Here is a 19,998-nt window from a genome sequence, read left to right as displayed (position 1 = left end):
GGATGCGCCTTTAGGATGCCCCTTTCTTTGGTTTCCGCATTGCGGCGATAAAATCCGCTTCGGCGATTCCGGCATTTCCCAAATTATTTTTGAGAACTTTAATCGACAATTCCTTGCGGTCAGGAATCACCAGCGGATGCGTGACACCATCCTTTCCCATCATGATATGGCTCCCTTTTCCTCTTTTTGGTTTTTATGGAATCCCTTGCTTTCAAAGAATTTCACCAGTTGCCTTGCGCCGACAAGCGGTAGCCTTGGCATTATCCGTAAGCCAACATGGGCAGCTCAGTCGGGATGCTGATTTGCCGAACCATGGCATCAGCCGCCGCAGGCTCTTTTTTAATTTTCCTGCGCCGTGATTTTTGATGGGTCGGATGAAATCCGCGATTTTTCAATACCTCGTCCAACACATTTCGCTCCAAGCAGTCTTCGATGAACAACTCGGTCGCTTCAATGATGTTTTTCTCGGCTTCTTTTGATGTTTCACCCTGGCTACACAAATTCAGTGCCGGGCAATACGAGACATACATGCCCGGTTTTTCCTTGGAAATTGTTGCGGTAAGCGACGCTTTTAGCGAGATGGTATTTTTGGCGTCGCTAACATTTGTATATTGGTTAGAAATAGCGTTAGACATGGTATTCTCCTCGGTGGTTTGGGTAGCAATTTTACTAGTCAAACGACTGGTGTCACGCGGCTTGCTTTAATGATACCGCTTCAGGGTGTCCGCGGTGGACTTTATCTTGGCCACCATGTTCACCAGGCCATTGGAGCGCGTCGGCGAAAGATGTTCCTTGAGTCCGATCTTGTCGATGAAATAAAGATCCGCCTGGCTAATCTGCTCTACAGGTTGGTCGGACAATACTCGAATCAATAACGCGATGATTCCTTTGGTGATAATGGCGTCGCTGTCGGCGGTCAGGCTCACTTTGTCTCCAGCCATGGTAGCGTGAAGCCATACCCGGCTTTGGCATCCGGGCACAAGATATCTATCGTGTTTATACTGCTCATCGATCAGCGGCATTTTTTTGCCGAGGTCGATGATGTACTCATACTTCTCGGTCCATTGATCAAAAATACCGAACTCCTCGATGATTTGGTCCTGGATTTCGTTGATGCTAAACATCTGCTGCAAAGCCATTTGTTATAAAAGCTAGGGGTAAGACTACAAAAGCATAGCTGCCGCACGCCGCACGCCCGCGACCAACGCATCGACATCGGCGCGATTGTTATACAGTGCGAATGATGCTCTGGCGGTTCCCGGAATGCCATAAAAGTCCATCAGCGGCTGCGTGCAGTGATGGCCGGTGCGAACCGCAATGCCTAACTGATCGAGGATGGTGCCGACATCGAAAGGATGGGTGCCGTCCAGCAAAAATGATATGACGCTGGCTTTATTGGCCGCCGTGCCGACGATTTTTACGCCATCAATATCAGTCAGTTTTTTGGTGGCATATGCGAGAATATTCTGCTCATGGGCGACAATCTCCTGTTCATCGTACTGGGATACAAAATCAACCGCGGCGCCGAGCCCGATGCCGCCGACAATGTTGGGGGTGCCGGCTTCGAACTTGTGGGGCAGGGTGTTGTACGTAGTCTTCTCAAAGGTTACCCTTTCGATCATATCGCCGCCGCCCTGATACGGCGGCATGTCATTTAACAGCGCTTGTTTGCCGTACAAGATTCCCACCCCGGTAGGCCCAAATAATTTATGCCCGGAAAAGGCGAAGAAATCCACGTTCAGCGCCTGAACATCGACGCGCTTGTGCGGCACTGCCTGAGCGCCATCCAGCAGCACCGGTATATCCCGTTGATGGGCCAGTTTGATTATGTCCTCAACCGGATTGATGGTGCCGAGGGAATTTGACACATGCGCCACCGCGATCAATTTAGTTCGGTCGTTGAGCATGGACTCATATTCATCCATCAGCAATTCGCCGCGCTTATTGATCGGAATAATTTTAAGCATGGCGCCGGTCTGCTCGCATATCATTTGCCACGGCACGATGTTGGAGTGATGCTCCATGGTGGAGATGATGATCTGGTCGCCGGCGGCCAGGAACTTTCTGCCAAAGGCGGCGGCGACAAGATTGATGCCATCGGTCGTGCCCTTGGTGAATAACACTTCATGGGCGTGTTCGGCGTTGATAAATTGCCGGATTTTTTCCCTGGCATCCTCATAGGCTTGGGTCGCCTGTTGACTTAGGTGATGCACGCCGCGGTGAATATTGGCATGTTGCTCGCGGTAATATCGAGCGATGCAATCAATCACCGATTGCGGCTTTTGCGCCGAAGCGCCGCTATCCAGATAAATCAATGGATGGCCATTGACCGTGCGCTCCAGAATGGGAAATTCCTTGCGCGCTTGCGCGACATCAAAGACTTTTTTGGCGGTGGTTTTGGACACTTGGGTTTTGCTTAATGGTGGCTTGCCGCACGATGACTTGCGGTGGGATGACTTTAACGACTGCTTCCATTTATTTCAACCATATTGTTGACAAGGTTGCTTGATTCATCAATCCAACCCGGCGGCTGTGGATTATGGGGTAAAATGCTGGGCGCGTGCAATAATATGCCTGACGGCGGGAGAGTTGAAATGAAAACTTACAGAACATGCGTTTATATTGATGGGTTTAATTTATACAATGCTGCTATTGTGCACAAAATTGGGCTTCGTCCTCATTACCCAAGTTTGAAGAATTTGTGTGAAAACACACTCCTCCTGGAAAAAACGATAATCTAAAAACTCGCTCTCAAAAACATGATCTAAAAATCATAATTTAATGATGACTTCCAAAATCTCCAGCCGCAGCGGCGGTGAAATACTTATTGATGGCTTAATCAAATATGGCGCGGAAAAAATATTCTGCGTGCCCGGAGAAAGTTATCTTGCGGTTTTGGATGCCTGCTACGATCGACAAGGGCAGATTCAAATAATCACTTGCCGACAAGAAGGCGGCGCCGCCTACATGGCCGAAGCCTATGCCAAACTAACCGACAAACCCGGCATTTGTTTCGTCTCCCGCGGGCCGGGCGCATCCAACGCCATGATCGGTATTCATACCGCCTTTCAGGATTCCACGCCAGTGCTGCTGTTTATCGGGCAGGTCGGGCGCGGCGAGGTGGGCCGGGAAGCTTTCCAGGAACTGGATTTCAAACAAGTCTATGGCGGCGTCGCTAAAAAAGTCATTACCTTCAACGACGCCAGCCGAATCCCGGAACAACTCGGACAGGCTTGGCGAATCGCTGTCAGCGGCCGACCGGGGCCGGTGGTGGTCGAGTTGCCGGAAGATATGCTCACCGACCTGGTCAAGGTGGCCGATCTTGAACCCGGCGAGGTAATCCCGGCAGCGCCGTCCGCGCAATCCATAGCGCGATTGGCGCATTGCCTTGAGCAAGCCGAAACCGCCATCGTGCTTTGCGGCGGCGCGGGTTGGACGCCGCAAGCCAGCGCCTACTTGCAGCAATTCGCGGAAAAACAAAATCTCGCGGTTGCCACAGTATTTCGTCGCACCGATTGTTTCGACAACACCCACCCCAACTATATCGGCGAAATGGGCAGCGCGCCGAACCCCAAATTAGTCGAGCAGGTGCAAGCGGCGGATTTATTGATTGTGGTCGGCCCCCGTTTAGGCGACATAACCACATCGGGATACCGCGTTTTTAATGTGCCGGATCGAAAAAGTCAAAACCAGCCGCAAAAAAACCAGCCGCAAAGGTTGATTCATATTCATATCGGCGCCGAGGAGATCAATTCGGTGTACCGCGCCGAGCTGGGTATCGTTAGCCACCCCGAACACTTTCTCAAAGCCGCTTGTGCCATTCCAGAATACAGGCCCAAACCCGGGCCCAAATCCAAAATTGACAGAAGCAAGATGATCAAAAAGGGCAACAAAATTTATCTTGAATTCCTCAACCAACCGAGAAACTGCGATGCGGCATTACGCATGGATAAAGTCACGGAGATATTGCGCGCTCGGTTGTCCGCCGATGCCATCATCACCAATGGCGCCGGCAATTACGCCATCTGGGCGCAGCGCCATTACCAATTTCACCAGCCTAAAACACAATTGGCATCGACCAACGGCTCAATGGGATATGGCGTGCCATCGGCCATTGCCGCAAAGTTAGCGCGCCCGCAATCCACGGTGGTTTCGTTTTCCGGCGATGGTTGCTTCCTGATGAATGGGCAGGAATTGGCGACCGCGGTTCAATACCAACTCAATATTATATTTTTAATCATAAACAATAAAAGTTACGGTACCATACGAAGCCATCAGCAACTTCATTATCCTGGACGACCTATCGCCACGGCGCTGGAAAACCCGGATTTTGCCGCGCTGGCCGAAGCATATGGCGCATTCGGCGCGGTGGTGACCAGAACCAATCAATTTGCATCGGTATTCGAAAAAGCGCTCCATGCCGGGCGGCCGGCGGTGATTGAATTACGCATGGATTATTAAGTCCGGATTATTAAGTCCGGATTATTGATTAACGATAAAGTCAGCGATGCGAAAATGAACGGTGCAAAAATGCTCGAACACAAAACCGCGATCATTACCGGCGCGGCGCGAGGCATCGGCTACGCTTGTGCGCGACGATTTATAAAAGAAGGGGCACGAGTGGTGCTTGCGGATGTCGTTGATGATAGAGGACAGCAGTTAGCGCAGCGATTACGCGACCAGGGTGGCGGTGCCTGCGATATTATTTACGCCCATTGCGATGTCAGCGTCAAAGCCGAAGTGGAGGCGTTGTTCGATTTAACCCTTGATAAATATAATCGGGTGGACACGGTGATCGCTAACGCCGGCATTGTGCACACAGCGGACATTCTCGAATTAGAAGAGTCGGATTTCGATCGCGTTATCGCCGTCAACTTGAAAGGCGTTTTCCTGACCGGCCAAATCGCGGCGCAACGCATGATTAAACAGCAACCCGACGCCGACGGTTCGCGCGGCACTATCATTAATATGTCGTCGTTGAATGGGGTGCTGGCGATTCCCGCCATCGCACCTTATGTGATCGCCAAGGGCGGCGTTAATCAGTGGACAAAATGCCTGGGCATTCGCATGGCAAGCGAAGGGGTGCGGGTGAACGGCATCGGCCCCGGATCGATCAATACCGAAATGTTTCGGAGCATTGCGGACAATCCGCAAAAAATGAAAGAGGTCATGTCGCGCACGCCCATGCAGCGTCCCGGTGAACCCGATGAAGTTGCCAAAGTTGCGGTGTTTCTGGCCAGCGACTATTCGAGTTATGTTACCGGCGAAACCGTGTACATTGATGGCGGACGGCAAGGGTTGAACTATGTCGTGCCGGTGGAAATGTAATTGCGGAAAATTAATGCATGACCGCAGAATTTGAGCACATTCAGGCTATCAGAGACGGGGTTCGCGCCTTATGCAAGGATTTTAATGAACAATATTGGTTAGAGCTTGATACACAACGTGGCTACCCGGCCGAGTTTGTTCGAGTGTTGACCGAGGCCGGTTATTTATCGGTATTGATACCAGAGCAATACGGCGGTTCCGGGTTGGGGCTACGAGAGGCCTGTGTCATATTGGAAGAAATCAGTTTCTCCGGTGGCCATCCGGGCGCATGCCACGCACAAATGTACATTATGGGCTCGGTACTGCGCCATGGTTCGGCACAACAAAAACAGAAGTACTTGCCTGAAGTTGCAAAGGGCGCCCTGCGTTTGCAAAGTTTCGGCGTAACCGAACCCAATACCGGAACCGACACCACCAGTCTTCAAACGGTTGCCAAAAAGCAAGGCGACCGCTATGTGGTGAATGGCCAGAAAGTCTGGATAAGTCGAGTGCAGCATTCCGATTTGATGCTGTTGCTGGCGCGCACCACGCCCATGGACAAAGTGAACAAGAAAACCGACGGGCTATCCACTTTTATCGTTGACTTAAATCAAGCTATCGGCAATGGCCTGACGGTCAAGCCCATCGATTCGATGATCAATCACCATAGTTGCGAATTATTCTTTGATAATCTGGAGATTCCAGAGGAGAACTTGCTGGGCGAAGAGAACAGCGGTTTCAGAATAATTCTCGACAGCATGAATGCAGAAAGAATCCTGATTGCCGCCGAATGCATTGGCGATGGCCGCTTCTTCATCGACAAAGCCTGTCGCTATGCCAAACATCGAAAAATTTTCAACCGCCCCATCGGACAAAATCAGGGCGTACAATTTCCCATCGCCCGATGTCATATTGATATCGAAGCGGCCACGCTAATGGTCAAAAAAGCGGCGCGCTTGTTTGACCAAAATGCAGAGTGCGGCGCGCAAGCCAATATGTCAAAAATGCTGGCCTCGGAAGCAAGCTGGCAGGCCGCGGATATGTGTATGGAGGCGCATGGCGGTTTTGCCTTTGCCCGGGAATATCATATCGAACGAAAATTCCGGGAAACCCGCCTATATCGTACCGCGCCCATCTCCACCAATTTTATTCTCAGCTATGTCGCGGAGCATGTACTGGGGCTGCCACGGAGCTATTGATGAAACCCCTTGAGGGCATTTTGGTAGTTGCCATCGAGCAAGCTGTGGCCGCGCCGGTTTGCAGCGCGAGGCTTTGCGAAGCGGGTGCCCGGGTAATAAAGATTGAACGGGAAACCGGTGATTTTGCCCGCGGTTATGACGATGTTGCTGGCGGAGACAGCTCTTATTTTCTCTGGAACAATTGCGGGAAAGAGTCTTTGGTTCTGGATTTTAAAAACCAGGACGATGCGGCATTGCTACATAGAATTTTAGAACAAGCCGATGTGCTGATTCAGAACCTTGCGCCGGGCGCGTTGAGGCGCTCAGGGTTTGGCAGCGAAACCCTGCGAGAAAAATATCCGCAACTCATTACCTGCGATATCAGCGGTTATGGCAGCAATGAATCGGTTGCCAAAATGAAAGCCTACGACTTTCTTGTGCAGGCGGAAAGCGGGTTGGTCAGCATCAGCGGCGGGGTCAATGAATTGGGGCGGGTGGGGGTATCAATCTGCGATATTAGCGCCGGAATGAATGCCCACGCCGGCGTTCTTGAAGCATTGCTGAGCCGACAGAAAACCGGCAACGGCCTAGGTATAGAGGTATCGTTATTCGGTAGCGCTGCGGACTGGATGACCGTGCCATTACTGCACAACGATTATGGCGCAAAAGCCCCCGGCCGTGCAGGCTTGCATCACCCGTCCATCGCGCCATATGGCGGGTATGCCACTGCGGATGATGAAATCGTGATTGTTGCCGTTCAAAATGAAAAGGAATGGGCGCGGTTCTGCGCACAGGTTCTTGAGCAGCCCGAGGTCGCACAAGACCCTCGATTCAACAGCAACAAAAACCGGGTTAACAACAGGCAGGCTATGGATGAAATCATACTTGCCGTGATCAACTCGCTGATTCGTAGCGACGCTGTCGATAGATTGGAAATTGCGGATATCGCTTTCGGTTCGGTAAACAGCATAATGGATTTATCCAATCATCCGGCGTTGCAAAGAAGAACCGGCCTATCTTCCACAGGAAAACCGATTAAATTTCCTGCCCGCCCGATTCAAAAAAATCCGGATGCCAGCGATGATTCCAGTGGGGATGATTCATCCACGCACGCTGTACCGCGACTTGGCCAACATTCACAAAGTATTCGTGCGGAATTTTGCAGACAATAATCCAACATCAGCCAATGAACCCGCATACCGAACTTACGCTGGACGAAGAAATCCTGAGCCAATGGATTGGCAGACGCGCGCAGAGAAAAGACCGGATAGATGTAAAGCCGGCGAATTTTTTAAGGGCAACGCTGCATCAACAGACAAGCAGGCAAGATACAAGCAAACCGGACACAAGGCATTACCGGGACGGAGATTTTCTGCCGCCGGGTTGGCATTGGCTGTATTTTCTTGAGGCGCCACCGATGGGTCAATTAGGCCGAGATGGTCATGCGGCGCTCGGCGACTTCCTGCCGCCTGTGGCTTTGCCAAAAAGAATGTGGGCCGGCGCTCGATTAGAATTTCATCAGCCTATCGTCATCGGCGAGGATTTGATTAAAACCTCCGTGATTAAAAATGTCATTCGAAAATCCGGGCGAAGCGGTGAGTTATGTTTTGTTACGGTGAACCATCAATTTTTTTCGGGTTCGGTTTTGAAATTGGAAGAAGACCACGATATTGTCTATCGGGGAGAATCAGGCGCAAGTAATCAAGCCGACAATCAAACCGATACACCCCATCCAACACCGCTCGACGATGATACCGCCGTTGTTATCACACCCACCACAACGCTGCTTTTTCGCTATTCAGCACTCACTTTCAACGGTCACCGTATTCACTACGATCTCGATTTTTGCAAGCATGTTGAAGGCTACCCCGGGCTGGTGGTGCATGCGCCGTTGACGGCCGCTCTCATGCTTGAGCTGGCCGGGAATTATTATTTCGAGCGCATCGCGCAGCATAATTTTTGCGCGTTTAATTTAACAGCGGTTAGTCCATTGTTCCACGACAAACCTTTTACGCTTCACTTAAAAGAGCCGTCAGAACAAAGTCGGGCGTGTGTGCTTTGGGCTGCGAATCCTGACGGCAACCTGGCAATGAGCGCAACCCTGAAGCTACCTTAGTATGCTGGCTGGCAGAGCACTGGTATAGATACTACGCCGTGATTGCGCTATTTCATCTGGGTCATAAAGTTATTGTAAAGCTGTCGAGCATTGACCAGGATTTGGTCCATACTCGCATCAGTATCTGCTTTGATATCGGCTAATCCAGTCGGCCCAAGCGTATTTTCCAGCGCCCGCTTGTAAGCCGGAATTTCTCCCCAGTTATCGACTGTATCCGGTTCCAGTTCAACATGATATTGCATCGACCATGCCTGGTCACCAACCCGCATTGCTTGCACACGACAATCATCCGAAGATGCCAACACCGTGGTATTTTCCGGGAGTTGGGTAACGCACACCGAATGCCACTGCAAACATTTTTGGACTCGATGCATATTCTTGAAAATCGGGTCCGCCATCCCGGCATCGGTTAGTTGTACGTTCATCACGCCAATTTCCGCTGGATTTTGTGGCCCACAGGTACCGCCGAATGCGTCTGCCAACAATTGGTGACCTAAGCACACGCCAAGAAAGGGTCTGCCGATTTGGTTTATCCAACGTCGAATGGCCTGTTTTTCTGCAACCAGCCAGGGATGTTCTTCGACCTCCCACACATCCATCGGGCCGCCCATGACCCATAGCGCATCATAGTCATCAAAAACCGGAATCGGTTCACCCTGATCAAGCTCAACGGCATCCCACTGAATGTCATCTTCTTTAAGAAATTTTCGAAATATCCCTGGATGTTCACATTCAATATGTTTGAAAACAAGTATTCGCATAGCTAATTGCAGACAAGGTTAACTGATATGTGCAAAGCAACCACCGAGCGCAAGGCCATACTGAAATATTGCTCTAATCAGATAGTCATGAAAATAATCCGGGATTGAATTATTCACAAAATTTTCACATGATAGCCGACCGGGAAAATGGTGGGGCGTACAGGATTCGAACCTGTGACCACCTGATTAAAAGTCAGATGCTCTACCAACTGAGCTAACGCCCCAACAGGCACCCATCAAATCATATGCCATGAAATTACAATTGGCGAGGAAAACGGAGCGGGATTATCCTGTTATCACTGATTCGTGTCAAACACTGTCTCATCGCAGTATTTGAAATTAGTTCAAAAAACCAACGCGATTGTGAAAACTTTAGCATGCTATGGCGTTACTGTATCGTTTGTTCGATACGCCTCAACCGGGTTTGGGCCGAGATAGCAACCTGATGCCCTGGGAAACGGACCAGAATATCTCGAAAAGTATCCGCCGCTTTTTCATAAGCGCCAATGTCATACTGGATATAACCTATTTTTAGCAACGCTTCCGGAACACGTTGGCTATCTGGATATTTGCTTACCACGGTCTTAAAACCATTTAGAGCATGTTCAAACTCGCGGCTCACATATCGGGCCTCAGACATCCAATAGTAGGCATCATCCGCTAACTGGCTGTGCGGCCAGGTATCGGCCATTTGCTGAAACTGGATAATCGCGTCTTCATATCGGCTTTGTTTTAGTAACTCAAATGCCTGCTCATATGCCTGATGCTGTTGTTCCTGCAACTCGACTGTGAGCGATTCGGCTTCGGCGAGCGTATTCTCGGAGGCTATGGCGATTTGGTTGGCGGCATTTGTGGTGGCGCTCGAAGCATTGTCATTACTGCCATCGACCACCACTACTTGGCTTGCCACATCGCCATTGGTGCCTGCTCCGCTGATTCCTTCCCCACCGATTCTTTCCCTGGCGCCTTGCTGATTGTTTTGCGGGCTGATTTGATTAACGCTGTCGTCACTCAGCGCACCCGCTAATTGCGGATTCAGCACTTGCTGATTTCTCTCAATGCTAACCATTCGACGTTCCAGATTCTGGAATAAATCTTGCTGGCGACGCTTTGCGTTTTCGGTTTCAAATTGAATTTCTTCAACAGAATTTCTTAACTGCTTGAGCTCTTCCCTAATGCCAGCCAAATCGAAAAGTGTTGTCAACATCGCTTGATTCAGCGGTTCGGGCTGCTGAACGGGTTGCACAGGCTGATCAGGAGTCTGAACCTGAACCGGTTGCGCGGGTGCTGGAACAGGTGCAAAGGGACCCGTTGGGATGCACCCTGCCAAGAGTGTAATAGTCGCCGTTACAACGGTTAGCCGAGCGGTTATAGTCATTGTCTAAGTCGAATATTTAAAATACAAATACTGTTTTTCCAGGTACATTGTCCATCTCCCCGCAACCGAATATCGGCGCACTATCAAGCAAGGCACTATCAACTATACGCCTGGCGTGACTAATAAAGAATCTCTACTCGTCTGTTCAAATTCCAGGCGCTTTCATCGCTGCCGAGAGATACCGGCCTTTCTTCTCCATAAGATACTATCTGGATACGGTCTGAACCAAGACCGACTGCCTGCATCACGGTAAATACCGCCTTGGCCCGGTTTTCGCCCAATGCCAAATTATATTCCCGAGTGCCTCGCTCATCGGCATGGCCCTCAAGTATGACCCCAACTCCTGACACGGTGTTCAGGTATTGTGCATGAGCTTGGATAATCGCTTCACTTTCCGACGTTAAACTGCTGCTATCGAATTCAAAATAAATCACCCGGTGATTTAGAAGGCTGGCATCGCCGTCTATACTGTCTGAACCGTCCAGCCCGGAAGCGCTCAATGAACTACCGCCATCCAACCCTGAGGCGCTGGTGTCACCGGTGTCACCGGCATCCAGTTCACTGCCGGCCAGCCCGCCAACGGATTCAACCACGACATCCTCATCCACCGCCTTGTACCCGCCACAGGCGGCGATGGCGAAACTGGCAACTAAAATAATAAAATATGATGAAACATTACGCATAATAAAAACCTCTATAATTTAAGATTGAATGGGGACCAGGCTGGCTCCCTGACGGCACCACCTTGGAATTTCAGGGTTTGTTGGACTTGGCCATCTATCGAAACGGTCGCAAGCACATTGTGCCCGCCTTGTTGAGTCGCATACATTATCATGTCCCCATTGGGGGCAAAAGAGGGCGACTCGTCTTGACGGGATCGAGTCAGTTCCCGAACCATTCGATCTTTGGTCGAGTATACCCCAACTTTATAGCCATTACCTTGATTGGTAATCAAGACAATTGTACGACCATCCGGCGAGAAAGACGCACCGGCGTTGTAACTGCCAGAGAAAGTCAATCTTTTGGCGGGCCCGCCAGTTACGGAAATTTGATAGATCTGCGCCTTTCCCGACCTGCCAGAGGTAAAAATAAGGGAGCCGCCATCCGGTGACCATGATGGTTCGGTATCAATAGCGGTATGATGGGTCAATCGGCGCAAGTTTGAGGTGGCAAGATCGAATATGTAAATTTCCGGGTTGCCGTCTTTAGACAAGGTTAAAGCGAGCTTTTTGCCGTCTGGAGACCATGATGGTGCGCTGTTCAATCCTTTAAATTCGGCCAGGCGGACACGCTTTCCGGTTCTGAGATTTTGGATAAACACCATCGAGCGTTTTTTCTCAAACGACACATAAGCCATGCGGCGGCCATCGGGAGACCATGATGGGGACAATATCGGTTGGTGTGATTCAAGAATCGTTTTCGGATGCCAGCCATCGGAGTCGGCAACGCGCAATAAATATTGCTGATCAGGCTCCACTCCTTGCACCGTGATGTACGCAATCTTGGTATCAAAAGCGCCTGCTGTTCCAGTCAGCTTTTGGTAAATAATATCGCTAATGACATGCGCCGCTTTTCGCAATTTATTCGCCGGAACGACAAACTTCTGTCCGGCCAGTTGTTTTTCCCGATACACATCAATTAGGCGAAATCGAATTTCGTATTGTGAATTTCCAATATTAATGACTTTGCCGACCACCAGCGCTTCAGATTTAATCAACCGCCAGTCTTTAAATTGCACCGAATCAAGATCATGAGGAGCGCTTAGAAAATTTGAACGCTGGATGGTTTCGAACCGGCCGCTCAAACCCAGATCCGCATCAATGACATCTGCGGGTTGTTGCTCGTTGGGACTGACTCCTTCCATGGCGAACGGGACAATCGAGATGGGTATTCCAGCAACCTTGCCCTCGTTAATTATGATAGTCAGTACGGCATAACTTGGCGTTGTGTAGGCCAGCAAAGCGGCGCAAAGGCTTGAAAATAATAATTGCTTTAACTTGGTCAACATTTCAATAATCGTCGGGATTAAATTCCAGATCGAGAACTTTTATATGCCTATGAAACTCAGGTTGCGGTGGAAACGGTAACGGAGAAGCTTTTTTGACGGCAATTTCCGCAGACCGATCAAAAAATGAATTCCCACTGCTTTTTACCACACTTGCCGATAACACGTCACCACCTGGTGAAAGATTCACTCTAATTATCGCTATCAGTCCGACGATACTGTTTGAGGGTCTTACCCAATTACTTTTAAATTTTGCGTTAATCCTGTCTGCTAACGCACTCATTGCAGTCTTTGCATCCGCTTTGGTGTTCGCTTCCAATTCCGCAGCCATTCGCTTTTGCAATGCGTCTTCTGCAATTTTTCTTTCCGCATCTTCACGTTTCTTTTGTTCTGCCAGTTGCTTCTTTCTTTCCGCCTCCTTGCGTTTCTCCTCTTCTGCCAACAGTTTCTTCTTTCTTTCCGCCTCCTTGCGTTTCTCCTCTTCTGCCAGCAGTTTCTTCTTTCTTTCCGCCTCCTTGCGTTTCTCCTCTTCTGCCAGCAGTTTTTTCTTTCTTTCCGCCTCCTTGCGTTTCTCCTCTTCCGCTCGCCTCTTTTGCGCTTTCAATTCTTGTTGTTTTTTCTCTTCTTCCTTGTTCCTGGCTGCTAATGCCTCGAGTTTATTTTTTTCTTGTTGTTGTTTAATTTTCAAATCTTCCAGAGTTTTTGCGATTTGCTGTTGCTCTTCAATTCTCTTTTTCTGCACCTCAACCTGCTGTTGAATTTCTTTGGCGCTTATCGCTTGAGCCTGAATGGGTGTTACAGAACCGCGTTCAATTTTATTTTCCGAAAATGGCCACCACCATCCTGCAAAAAGCGCTGCAAGTAATATGCCGTGGATGACAAGGGTAAGCAGCGCTGATTTTGTAAATAACGCAATTCGCCTTAATCTCTCTTTCATTCCTGTAATCTAATAAACTTTCAAGATTCTGGCGGATCAGTCACTAATCCAACAGATTTCACTCCGGCACGCTGCAACAACACCATAGCCCGCACCACAAAGGCGTAATCTGCCTCACCATCGCCTCTGACTAAAAATGGCAGCCGTGGGTTACGTTGCAATACTGCTCTGGCTTTAAGTTCAATTTCTCTGTCGGATGCAATTTCATTTTCTGCATCATTGAGATAGTAATTGCCATTCGCATCGACGGTAACCACAAACGGCTCTTCATTGGCATCTTCCATCGGCTCAGCCACGGCTTTTGGTAAATCAACTTTCACGCCGGTACTGAGTAGCGGTGCAGTAATCATAAAAATAATTAACAACACCAGCATCACGTCGATGTAGGGCACCACATTAATTTCGGCCATTAATTTCTTCTTGCGACCATATCGGCTTTGACTCATTTCGGCCGGTCTCCCAACTCCTGACGACTAACAATACTTAAGAATTCTTCCATGAAAATTTCGTATCGGCTGTTTAATTTATCGGCGGTATTAGCGAATTTGTTGTAGGCAATAACTGCGGGAATTGCCGCAAACAAGCCCATCGCTGTTGCAATCAGCGCCTCGGCGATGCCTGGGGCCACAGTCGCGATTGTGACTTGCTGCATACTGCCCAGTGATTGAAACGAATTCATGATTCCCCAAACTGTTCCGAGCAATCCCACATAAGGGCTGGTCGATCCGACGGTTGCCAGAAAAGACAAATTGGCTTCCAGATCAGAAGTCTCCCGGCTGAGGGCTACCCGCATGGATCGATGCACACCATCCACCATATGCGAACGATCCACATTTTGTTTTTGTGCCAGCCGGTTGAATTCCCGGAACCCCGCCAAAAATATATTTACGATTCCTTCGGCTTCCCGTTCACCGCTCCACTCGTGGTAAATTGCCTTCATTTCGCCACCCGACCAAAATTGGCTTTCGAACTCATCGGCGATATTAGACCAGCGTTTGTAGCCAGCTTGCTTGCTGCCGATCATGTACCAGGAAATGATCGATGCCAACAACAAAAGCACCATGACCAGCTGAACTGGAATACTGGCATTGAGCAACAAATGAAGAATTGACTGATTTGCAGGAATTGCGCTTTCTATAAGCATGTTTCTATGGGCATTGAACGAATGGATGAGGTAAAAGTATCAATGTTGTTTATTTTCTTGTTGTTTATTTTCCAGTTTGGTTATCGGACAAACCGGGAATATTCCTGATTCATATTCCCGCGAACTCTGGTGATTACGCATGAACTTACGCTGAATAATATAACAACACATCGACCAGTATAAAGCTATTGATCATCAGGCAATAATTGCCGCTGACGAGTGGTCACATCTGTTGGCATGACTAGCCCCAAATGCCGCCATGCCGACTTAGTGGCGACTCGTCCTCGGGGGGTTCTCATCAAATATCCTTGTTGGATCAAGTAAGGCTCCACGACATCTTCGATGGTGCCTCTTTCTTCCCCAATAGCCGCCGCAATACTGTCAATTCCCACCGGGCCGCCATCAAATTTTTCCATGATTGCCAACAACAAGTTTCGGTCAAGCAAATCCAGACCCAATTTATCCACTTCCAGCATATCGAGTGCGGCATTGGCGATCTCTTCGGTTAATTTTCCATCACTTTTAACCTGAGTGTAATCCCGAACCCGGCGTAATAATCGATTGGCGATTCGCGGTGTCCCCCGTGCTCTCGTTGCGATAACGCGCACCCCGGCATCGTCAAAGGGGACATCGAGTAAATTAGCCGAGCGCTCGACAATCCGGGATAGTTCTTCAATAGAATAAAACTGAAGCCGTTGCACTATGCCAAACCGGTCACGCAACGGCGAAGTCAGCAGCCCGGCCCGGGTAGTCGCTCCAACCAGAGTAAAAGGCGGTAAATTTAATTTTATTGATCGCGCCGCCGGGCCCTCGCCGATCATAATATCAAGGTGATAGTCTTCCAGCGCAGGATACAGAATCTCCTCGATGGCTGGATTTAACCGATGAATCTCATCTATAAACAGAACATCGCCCGATTCAAGGTTGGTCAGCATTGCGGCAAGATCTCCGGCCTTTTCAAGCACCGGCCCCGAAGTTTGACGCAATTTGGCGCCCATTTCCGTAGCAAGAATATAAGCCAAAGTCGTTTTGCCTAACCCCGGGGGGCCAAACACCAAAACATGATCAAGGGCCTCGTTGCGCTGTCGAGCTGCCTGAATAAATATATTCAGTTGATTTTTGGTGTTGGTTTGTCCAATAAATTCGTCCATCCGACCAGGTCGTAAACTGCGATCAAATATCTGCTCCTGAGAGGAGTCTTGTTGATCGTCCGGCGCCAATAATGGATTTGTCGATGGATGGGTTTCGTTCATCATGTCTCGTTCATCGTCTGGTCAAATATTGCAGCGCATTTCGTATTAGATCATCTCGTTGCTGGTTTTGCTCTTTCACGGCGTTGACCGCGCGATTGGCTTCGGCAGATTTATAGCCCAGTGCTATCAATGCGCCAATGGCATCTTGCGCTGGATTATCCGGCACTTCCAGATGCTCGGTCTCTGCGCCTGATACGGCATCATACTCCTGAGCATATTCCTGAGCGTCGATTCGACCACGCATATCGATAATCATTCGCTCCGCTGTTTTATTACCAATTCCAGGTACCCGGGTCAAGGTAACCGCATCCTCAAGATGAATACAATTGATGAATTCCAGGGGACTAAAAGTTGATAAAATCGCTAACGCCACCCGCGCACCCACGCCATTAACTTTCAGCAAACTGCGGAACAACTGTCGTTGTCCCTGATCAGAAAACCCATACAGAAGCTGTGCATCTTCGCGAACAATCAGATGAACGTATAAAGCAATCTCGTTATGCTCGTCGGGCAGCGTATAAAATGTTGACATCGGCGCTTCCAACTCATAACCCACGCCATTGACATCCACCAATAAAATCGGCGGCTGTTTTTGTAACAACAGGCCTCGCAAAAAACCGATCACTGGATACCTCTGTCTATCATGGAGAAAGTCGTCATGGAGAAGGATATGTCGAATGAAAAATTGTCAGCGCCAGTCATAATGCTTTTGCTAACGTTTGTTGCCCCTGAGCGGTGTGAATATGACATATTGCACAGGCCAAGGCATCTGCCTCATCCTCAGAAGGTGTTGCAGTGAGTCCTAACAGTGCGCGAACCATATGTTGAACCTGCTGTTTTTTTGCATTTCCAGAGCCCACAACTGCGCGTTTGATCTGTAACGCACTATATTCATACACCGGGCGTTGGGCGTTAACCGCAGAACAGATTGCGCTGCCTCGAGCTTGGCCGAGGACCAGGGCCGATTTTGCATTTTTAGCAATAAAGACCTGTTCCACCGCCACCATATCAGGATTAAATTCGGTAATAATGGATTGCACGCTCTGGTATATGATTGCGAGGCGTTGCGGCAGCGGTTTATTGCCCATGCGAATGCGTTGATAGGCGATGGAACGGAGACCGTCTGCGGTTGCTTCAACCACACCCAGCCCGGTGTTTCGGGAACCCGGATCGATTCCCAGCGCCCGCATTATTGCGCCCCTGAAAAACTGGCGTTGGTAAATACGTCCAGGACATCGTCCAACTCTTCCAGAGCATCGATTAGCTTGATTACCATTTCGGCATCGTCTCCCGATACTTCTGTGGCTGTTGACGGCCGTTGAATCAATTCCGAAATTTCCGGCTCTAAACCCGCGTCCTTGATTGCCTGGTGTATGGTGTGGAAACTTTCCGGCGCGGTGACTACTTCCATCATACCGCCCTCAGATTCAACGTCTTGTGCACCCGCTGCCAAAGCGATGTCCATAACCTGCTCCTCGTCTTCATCGTTAGCAAACACAATTGAGCCAATTTTTTCAAACAGATAAGCCACACAGCCATCGGTGCCAAGATTGCCGCCATGTTTTGCAAAGGCATGGCGAACTTCGCTCACCGCCCGGTTCTTGTTGTCCGTGGCACACTCAACCAAAACCGCCACGCCTTTTGGGCCATACCCTTCATATCGAATCTCAATAATATCATCGCCTGCCAGCGCGCCCGCTGCACGTTTGACTGCGCGATCAATCGTATCCCTGGTCATGTTCGCGCCAAGCGCTTTATCAATGGCGCTACGCAGGCGCGGGTTGGCGTCCGCTTCGCTGCCGCCAATTCGTGTTGAGACGGTGATTTCCTTGATTAGTTTAGTGAATGCTTTGCCCCGTTTGGCATCCTGGGCGGCTTTGCGGAATTTTATGTTGGCCCACTTGCTATGACCGGCCATTTGCGCCTCCGATTAATTTTTGATATTGCATGAGTTAAGAGAAAATTCGGTGGTCGAATCATACCATTTGCGGCGGCGATTGCGGTGGCATTTGCAAGGGATTAACCAGACAAAACCGACCAAACAGCGGGTGTTTGGCAGGGGCAACCCTTGTGGCGCCCTGCAATCCGTTTGTTAGTCTGTGCTTCTTGGTCTGTTAATCTGCAGCCCTAAATCCCGAAGTTGTGCCGAATCAACCTGGTTTGGCGCCTCGGTTAACAGGCAGGACGCTTTTTGGGTTTTTGGAAAGGCGATGACATCGCGTATGGAATCGACCTCGCACATCAGCGCCGCCAATCGATCAATGCCGAATGCGATGCCGCCATGAGGAGGCGCACCGAACTTTAAAGCCTCCAGCAAAAAGCCGAATTTGGCTTCCGCCTGTTCGGTATCGATGCCTAAAAGCTGCAATATTTGTTGCTGAAGATCGGCCTGATGAATGCGGATCGACCCGCCGCCTAATTCGCTTCCATTCAATACTAAATCATAAGCTCGGGACAATATCTTGCCCGGATCGGTTTTAAGCAATGCGATATGTTCGGTTCGCGGTGCGGTGAAAGGATGATGCAGTGACTGCCAATGTTGATCTTGTTCGCTCCATTCCACCAATGGAAAATCCACCACCCAAATCGGTTTCCAACCCGGCTCAACCAGATCCAGATCGCGGGCAACCTTGACCCTCAACGCCGCCAATGCATCATTTACCACGCTGGCTTTGTCAGCACCGAAAAAAATCAAATCGTTGGTTGCCGCAGCGGTTCGCCCCAGAATTTTTGATAACACGTCATCGGGCAAGAATTTCAAAATTGGCGATTGCAGGCCCTCCCGGCCGGCTGATGCGTCATTGACCTTGATATAAGCGAGGCCGCGGCCACCATATTGGGCAACAAACGCCGTGTATTGGTCAATCTGCGCTCGAGATAATTTGTTTCCGCCGGGCACATTCAGCGCAGCGACGCGCCCCTTTGCATCATTTGCCGGGCCGGAAAATACCTTGAATTCCACGCTCTTCATTAAATCCGTGATTTCGGTCAGCTCAAGCGGGACTCGCAGATCCGGCCGATCGACTCCATATCGAGACATGGCATCGGCATAGGTTATACGAGGAACCGGATTTGGCAGCTGCACACCCAGAATGGTTTTAAAGCATTGTCGAATCATCTGTTCCATCAAGCCGATGATTTCATCTTCATCCATAAATGAGATTTCGATATCCAGCTGAGTAAATTCCGGCTGCCGATCGGCCCTTAAATCTTCGTCGCGAAAACATCGCGCAATTTGATAATAGCGTTCAAAACCAGACACCATTAGCAGTTGTTTAAACAACTGTGGTGACTGTGGCAGCGCGAAAAACTTGCCGGGATGTGTGCGACTGGGCACCAGATAATCCCTGGCGCCTTCGGGGGTGGAACGGGTCAAAATTGGCGTTTCGATATCCACAAACTCGCGTTGATCAAGAAAGCTTCGCAAGGCGGATATGATCTTGTGACGCATTCGCAATGTGGATTGCATGCCGGGCCGGCGCAAATCCAAAAACCGATATTTCAATCGAGTCGACTCACCAATTTCATCTTCATCAATCTGAAAAGGCAATGGTTCTGAACGACTCAACAATGTAATGTGGTCGGCGACCACCTCGATTTTTCCGGTTACCAGATCATCATTGGCGGTGCCTTCTGGCCGGGCTCGAACCCGGCCGGTCACCGAAAGCACATATTCATTTCTTGATTCATCGGCAATCGCAAAGGGCGCTGGATAATCCGGGTCGGCAACCACCTGGATTCTGCCGGAGCGATCGCGCAGATCGATAAAAATGACCCCGCCATGGTCTCGACGATTCAACACCCATCCCGCTAATTTAACGGTTTGGTCGATATGGGATTGATTCAGTTGTTCGCAAAGATGAGTTCGCACCGGATGTTCCTGATCAGATTCGAAATAACCGGGTGAATTCACTCAGCC

21 protein-coding genes, 1 tRNA gene and 1 pseudogene are annotated in these 19,998 nt (G+C 49.7%); 6 read left to right on the top strand and 17 right to left on the bottom strand.

Annotated elements, in window-relative coordinates; genetic code table 11:
• Window positions 1–10: 10 nt before the first annotated feature.
• The 4 genes from ACPXXB_RS11905 to ACPXXB_RS11890 form a co-directional block, all read right to left on the bottom strand.
• Entirely contained in the window at window positions 11–163 is a 153-nt protein-coding gene (locus ACPXXB_RS11905; RefSeq protein WP_423907683.1) for a hypothetical protein, read from the bottom strand.
• A gap of 97 nt (window positions 164–260) precedes the next feature.
• On the bottom strand, window positions 261–635 hold the full coding sequence (locus ACPXXB_RS11900; RefSeq protein WP_423907681.1) for a type II toxin-antitoxin system HicB family antitoxin: 375 nt from the start codon (window positions 633–635) through the stop codon (window positions 261–263).
• 66 nt (window positions 636–701) lie between these two features.
• Window positions 702–1,124, bottom strand: a complete 423-nt coding sequence (locus ACPXXB_RS11895) for a SufE family protein (protein WP_423907679.1) — start codon at window positions 1,122–1,124, stop codon at window positions 702–704.
• 39 nt (window positions 1,125–1,163) lie between these two features.
• Window positions 1,164–2,405 (bottom strand): aminotransferase class V-fold PLP-dependent enzyme, encoded by a 1,242-nt coding sequence (locus ACPXXB_RS11890; RefSeq protein WP_423907678.1) that lies wholly within the window; start codon window positions 2,403–2,405, stop codon window positions 1,164–1,166.
• A 394-nt stretch (window positions 2,406–2,799) separates the two neighbouring features.
• On the opposite strand from ACPXXB_RS11890, the pseudogene ACPXXB_RS11885 reads away from it, so the two are divergent.
• From ACPXXB_RS11885 to ACPXXB_RS11865, 5 genes and pseudogenes are all read left to right on the top strand, one after another.
• Window positions 2,800–4,455 (top strand): annotated as a pseudogene (locus ACPXXB_RS11885) (thiamine pyrophosphate-dependent enzyme); the annotation flags it as partial.
• A 30-nt stretch (window positions 4,456–4,485) separates the two neighbouring features.
• Window positions 4,486–5,328, top strand: coding sequence for an SDR family NAD(P)-dependent oxidoreductase (locus ACPXXB_RS11880; protein ID WP_423907676.1), 843 nt, complete (start codon window positions 4,486–4,488; stop codon window positions 5,326–5,328).
• Between the two features lie 17 nt (window positions 5,329–5,345).
• Window positions 5,346–6,506: an acyl-CoA dehydrogenase family protein gene (locus ACPXXB_RS11875; RefSeq protein WP_423907675.1), complete on the top strand. Its 1,161-nt coding sequence runs from the start codon at window positions 5,346–5,348 to the stop codon at window positions 6,504–6,506.
• On the top strand, window positions 6,506–7,657 hold the full coding sequence (locus tag ACPXXB_RS11870) for a CaiB/BaiF CoA transferase family protein (protein WP_423907673.1): 1,152 nt from the start codon (window positions 6,506–6,508) through the stop codon (window positions 7,655–7,657). Before ACPXXB_RS11875 ends, ACPXXB_RS11870 begins: the two co-directional genes overlap by 1 nt.
• A gap of 14 nt (window positions 7,658–7,671) precedes the next feature.
• A complete protein-coding gene (locus ACPXXB_RS11865) occupies window positions 7,672–8,601 on the top strand; it encodes an FAS1-like dehydratase domain-containing protein (RefSeq protein WP_423907671.1) in 930 nt (309 codons plus the stop codon).
• 47 nt (window positions 8,602–8,648) lie between these two features.
• Here ACPXXB_RS11865 and ACPXXB_RS11860 read toward each other — a convergent pair whose 3' ends face one another.
• From ACPXXB_RS11860 to ybgF, 3 genes are all read right to left on the bottom strand, one after another.
• Window positions 8,649–9,362: a type 1 glutamine amidotransferase gene (locus tag ACPXXB_RS11860; RefSeq protein ID WP_423907669.1), complete on the bottom strand. Its 714-nt coding sequence runs from the start codon at window positions 9,360–9,362 to the stop codon at window positions 8,649–8,651.
• Between the two features lie 148 nt (window positions 9,363–9,510).
• Window positions 9,511–9,586: transfer RNA gene (locus ACPXXB_RS11855), tRNA-Lys, on the bottom strand.
• A 164-nt stretch (window positions 9,587–9,750) separates the two neighbouring features.
• Window positions 9,751–10,569 carry a tol-pal system protein YbgF gene (ybgF, locus tag ACPXXB_RS11850; RefSeq protein ID WP_423907667.1) on the bottom strand — a complete coding sequence of 273 codons (819 nt, stop codon included), beginning with the start codon at window positions 10,567–10,569 and terminating at the stop codon, window positions 9,751–9,753.
• Between ybgF and ACPXXB_RS11845 the strand changes: the two genes are divergently transcribed.
• Complete coding sequence (locus tag ACPXXB_RS11845; protein ID WP_423907666.1) at window positions 10,560–10,700, top strand: hypothetical protein; 141 nt, start codon at window positions 10,560–10,562, stop codon at window positions 10,698–10,700. The two genes, ybgF and ACPXXB_RS11845, sit on opposite strands and share 10 nt — an antisense overlap.
• A 159-nt stretch (window positions 10,701–10,859) precedes the next feature.
• On the opposite strand, the gene pal is transcribed toward ACPXXB_RS11845, so the two are convergent.
• The 10 genes from pal to aspS form a co-directional block, all read right to left on the bottom strand.
• Window positions 10,860–11,423 (bottom strand): peptidoglycan-associated lipoprotein Pal, encoded by a 564-nt coding sequence (pal, locus tag ACPXXB_RS11840; protein ID WP_423907664.1) that lies wholly within the window; start codon window positions 11,421–11,423, stop codon window positions 10,860–10,862.
• 11 nt (window positions 11,424–11,434) lie between these two features.
• Window positions 11,435–12,748: a Tol-Pal system beta propeller repeat protein TolB gene (gene tolB / locus ACPXXB_RS11835; RefSeq protein WP_423907663.1), complete on the bottom strand. Its 1,314-nt coding sequence runs from the start codon at window positions 12,746–12,748 to the stop codon at window positions 11,435–11,437.
• Between the two features lies 1 nt (window position 12,749).
• Complete coding sequence (gene tolA, locus ACPXXB_RS11830; RefSeq protein ID WP_423907662.1) at window positions 12,750–13,682, bottom strand: cell envelope integrity protein TolA; 933 nt, start codon at window positions 13,680–13,682, stop codon at window positions 12,750–12,752.
• A 20-nt stretch (window positions 13,683–13,702) separates the two neighbouring features.
• A complete protein-coding gene (tolR, locus tag ACPXXB_RS11825; RefSeq protein WP_423907660.1) occupies window positions 13,703–14,128 on the bottom strand; it encodes a protein TolR in 426 nt (141 codons plus the stop codon).
• Window positions 14,125–14,826, bottom strand: coding sequence for a protein TolQ (gene tolQ / locus ACPXXB_RS11820; protein WP_423907658.1), 702 nt, complete (start codon window positions 14,824–14,826; stop codon window positions 14,125–14,127). Before tolQ ends, tolR begins: the two co-directional genes overlap by 4 nt.
• 185 nt (window positions 14,827–15,011) lie before the next feature.
• On the bottom strand, window positions 15,012–16,079 hold the full coding sequence (gene ruvB / locus ACPXXB_RS11815) for a Holliday junction branch migration DNA helicase RuvB (protein WP_423911166.1): 1,068 nt from the start codon (window positions 16,077–16,079) through the stop codon (window positions 15,012–15,014).
• A 10-nt stretch (window positions 16,080–16,089) separates the two neighbouring features.
• Entirely contained in the window at window positions 16,090–16,704 is a 615-nt protein-coding gene (gene ruvA / locus ACPXXB_RS11810) for a Holliday junction branch migration protein RuvA (protein WP_423907656.1), read from the bottom strand.
• A 73-nt stretch (window positions 16,705–16,777) separates the two neighbouring features.
• A complete protein-coding gene (gene ruvC / locus ACPXXB_RS11805) occupies window positions 16,778–17,269 on the bottom strand; it encodes a crossover junction endodeoxyribonuclease RuvC (protein ID WP_423907654.1) in 492 nt (163 codons plus the stop codon).
• A complete protein-coding gene (locus ACPXXB_RS11800; RefSeq protein ID WP_423907652.1) occupies window positions 17,269–17,997 on the bottom strand; it encodes a YebC/PmpR family DNA-binding transcriptional regulator in 729 nt (242 codons plus the stop codon). Before ACPXXB_RS11800 ends, ruvC begins: the two co-directional genes overlap by 1 nt.
• A gap of 174 nt (window positions 17,998–18,171) precedes the next feature.
• A complete protein-coding gene (gene aspS, locus ACPXXB_RS11795) occupies window positions 18,172–19,950 on the bottom strand; it encodes an aspartate--tRNA ligase (RefSeq protein WP_423907650.1) in 1,779 nt (592 codons plus the stop codon).
• Between the last annotated feature and the right edge of the window lie 48 nt (window positions 19,951–19,998).

The organism is Candidatus Spongiihabitans sp. (genome assembly GCF_965237845.1).
Taxonomy (GTDB): Bacteria; Pseudomonadota; Gammaproteobacteria; order Arenicellales; family Poriferihabitantaceae; genus Spongiihabitans.
The sequence above is the reverse complement of the archived record's forward strand: the minus strand, read 5'-3'. Positions and strand labels throughout refer to the sequence as shown.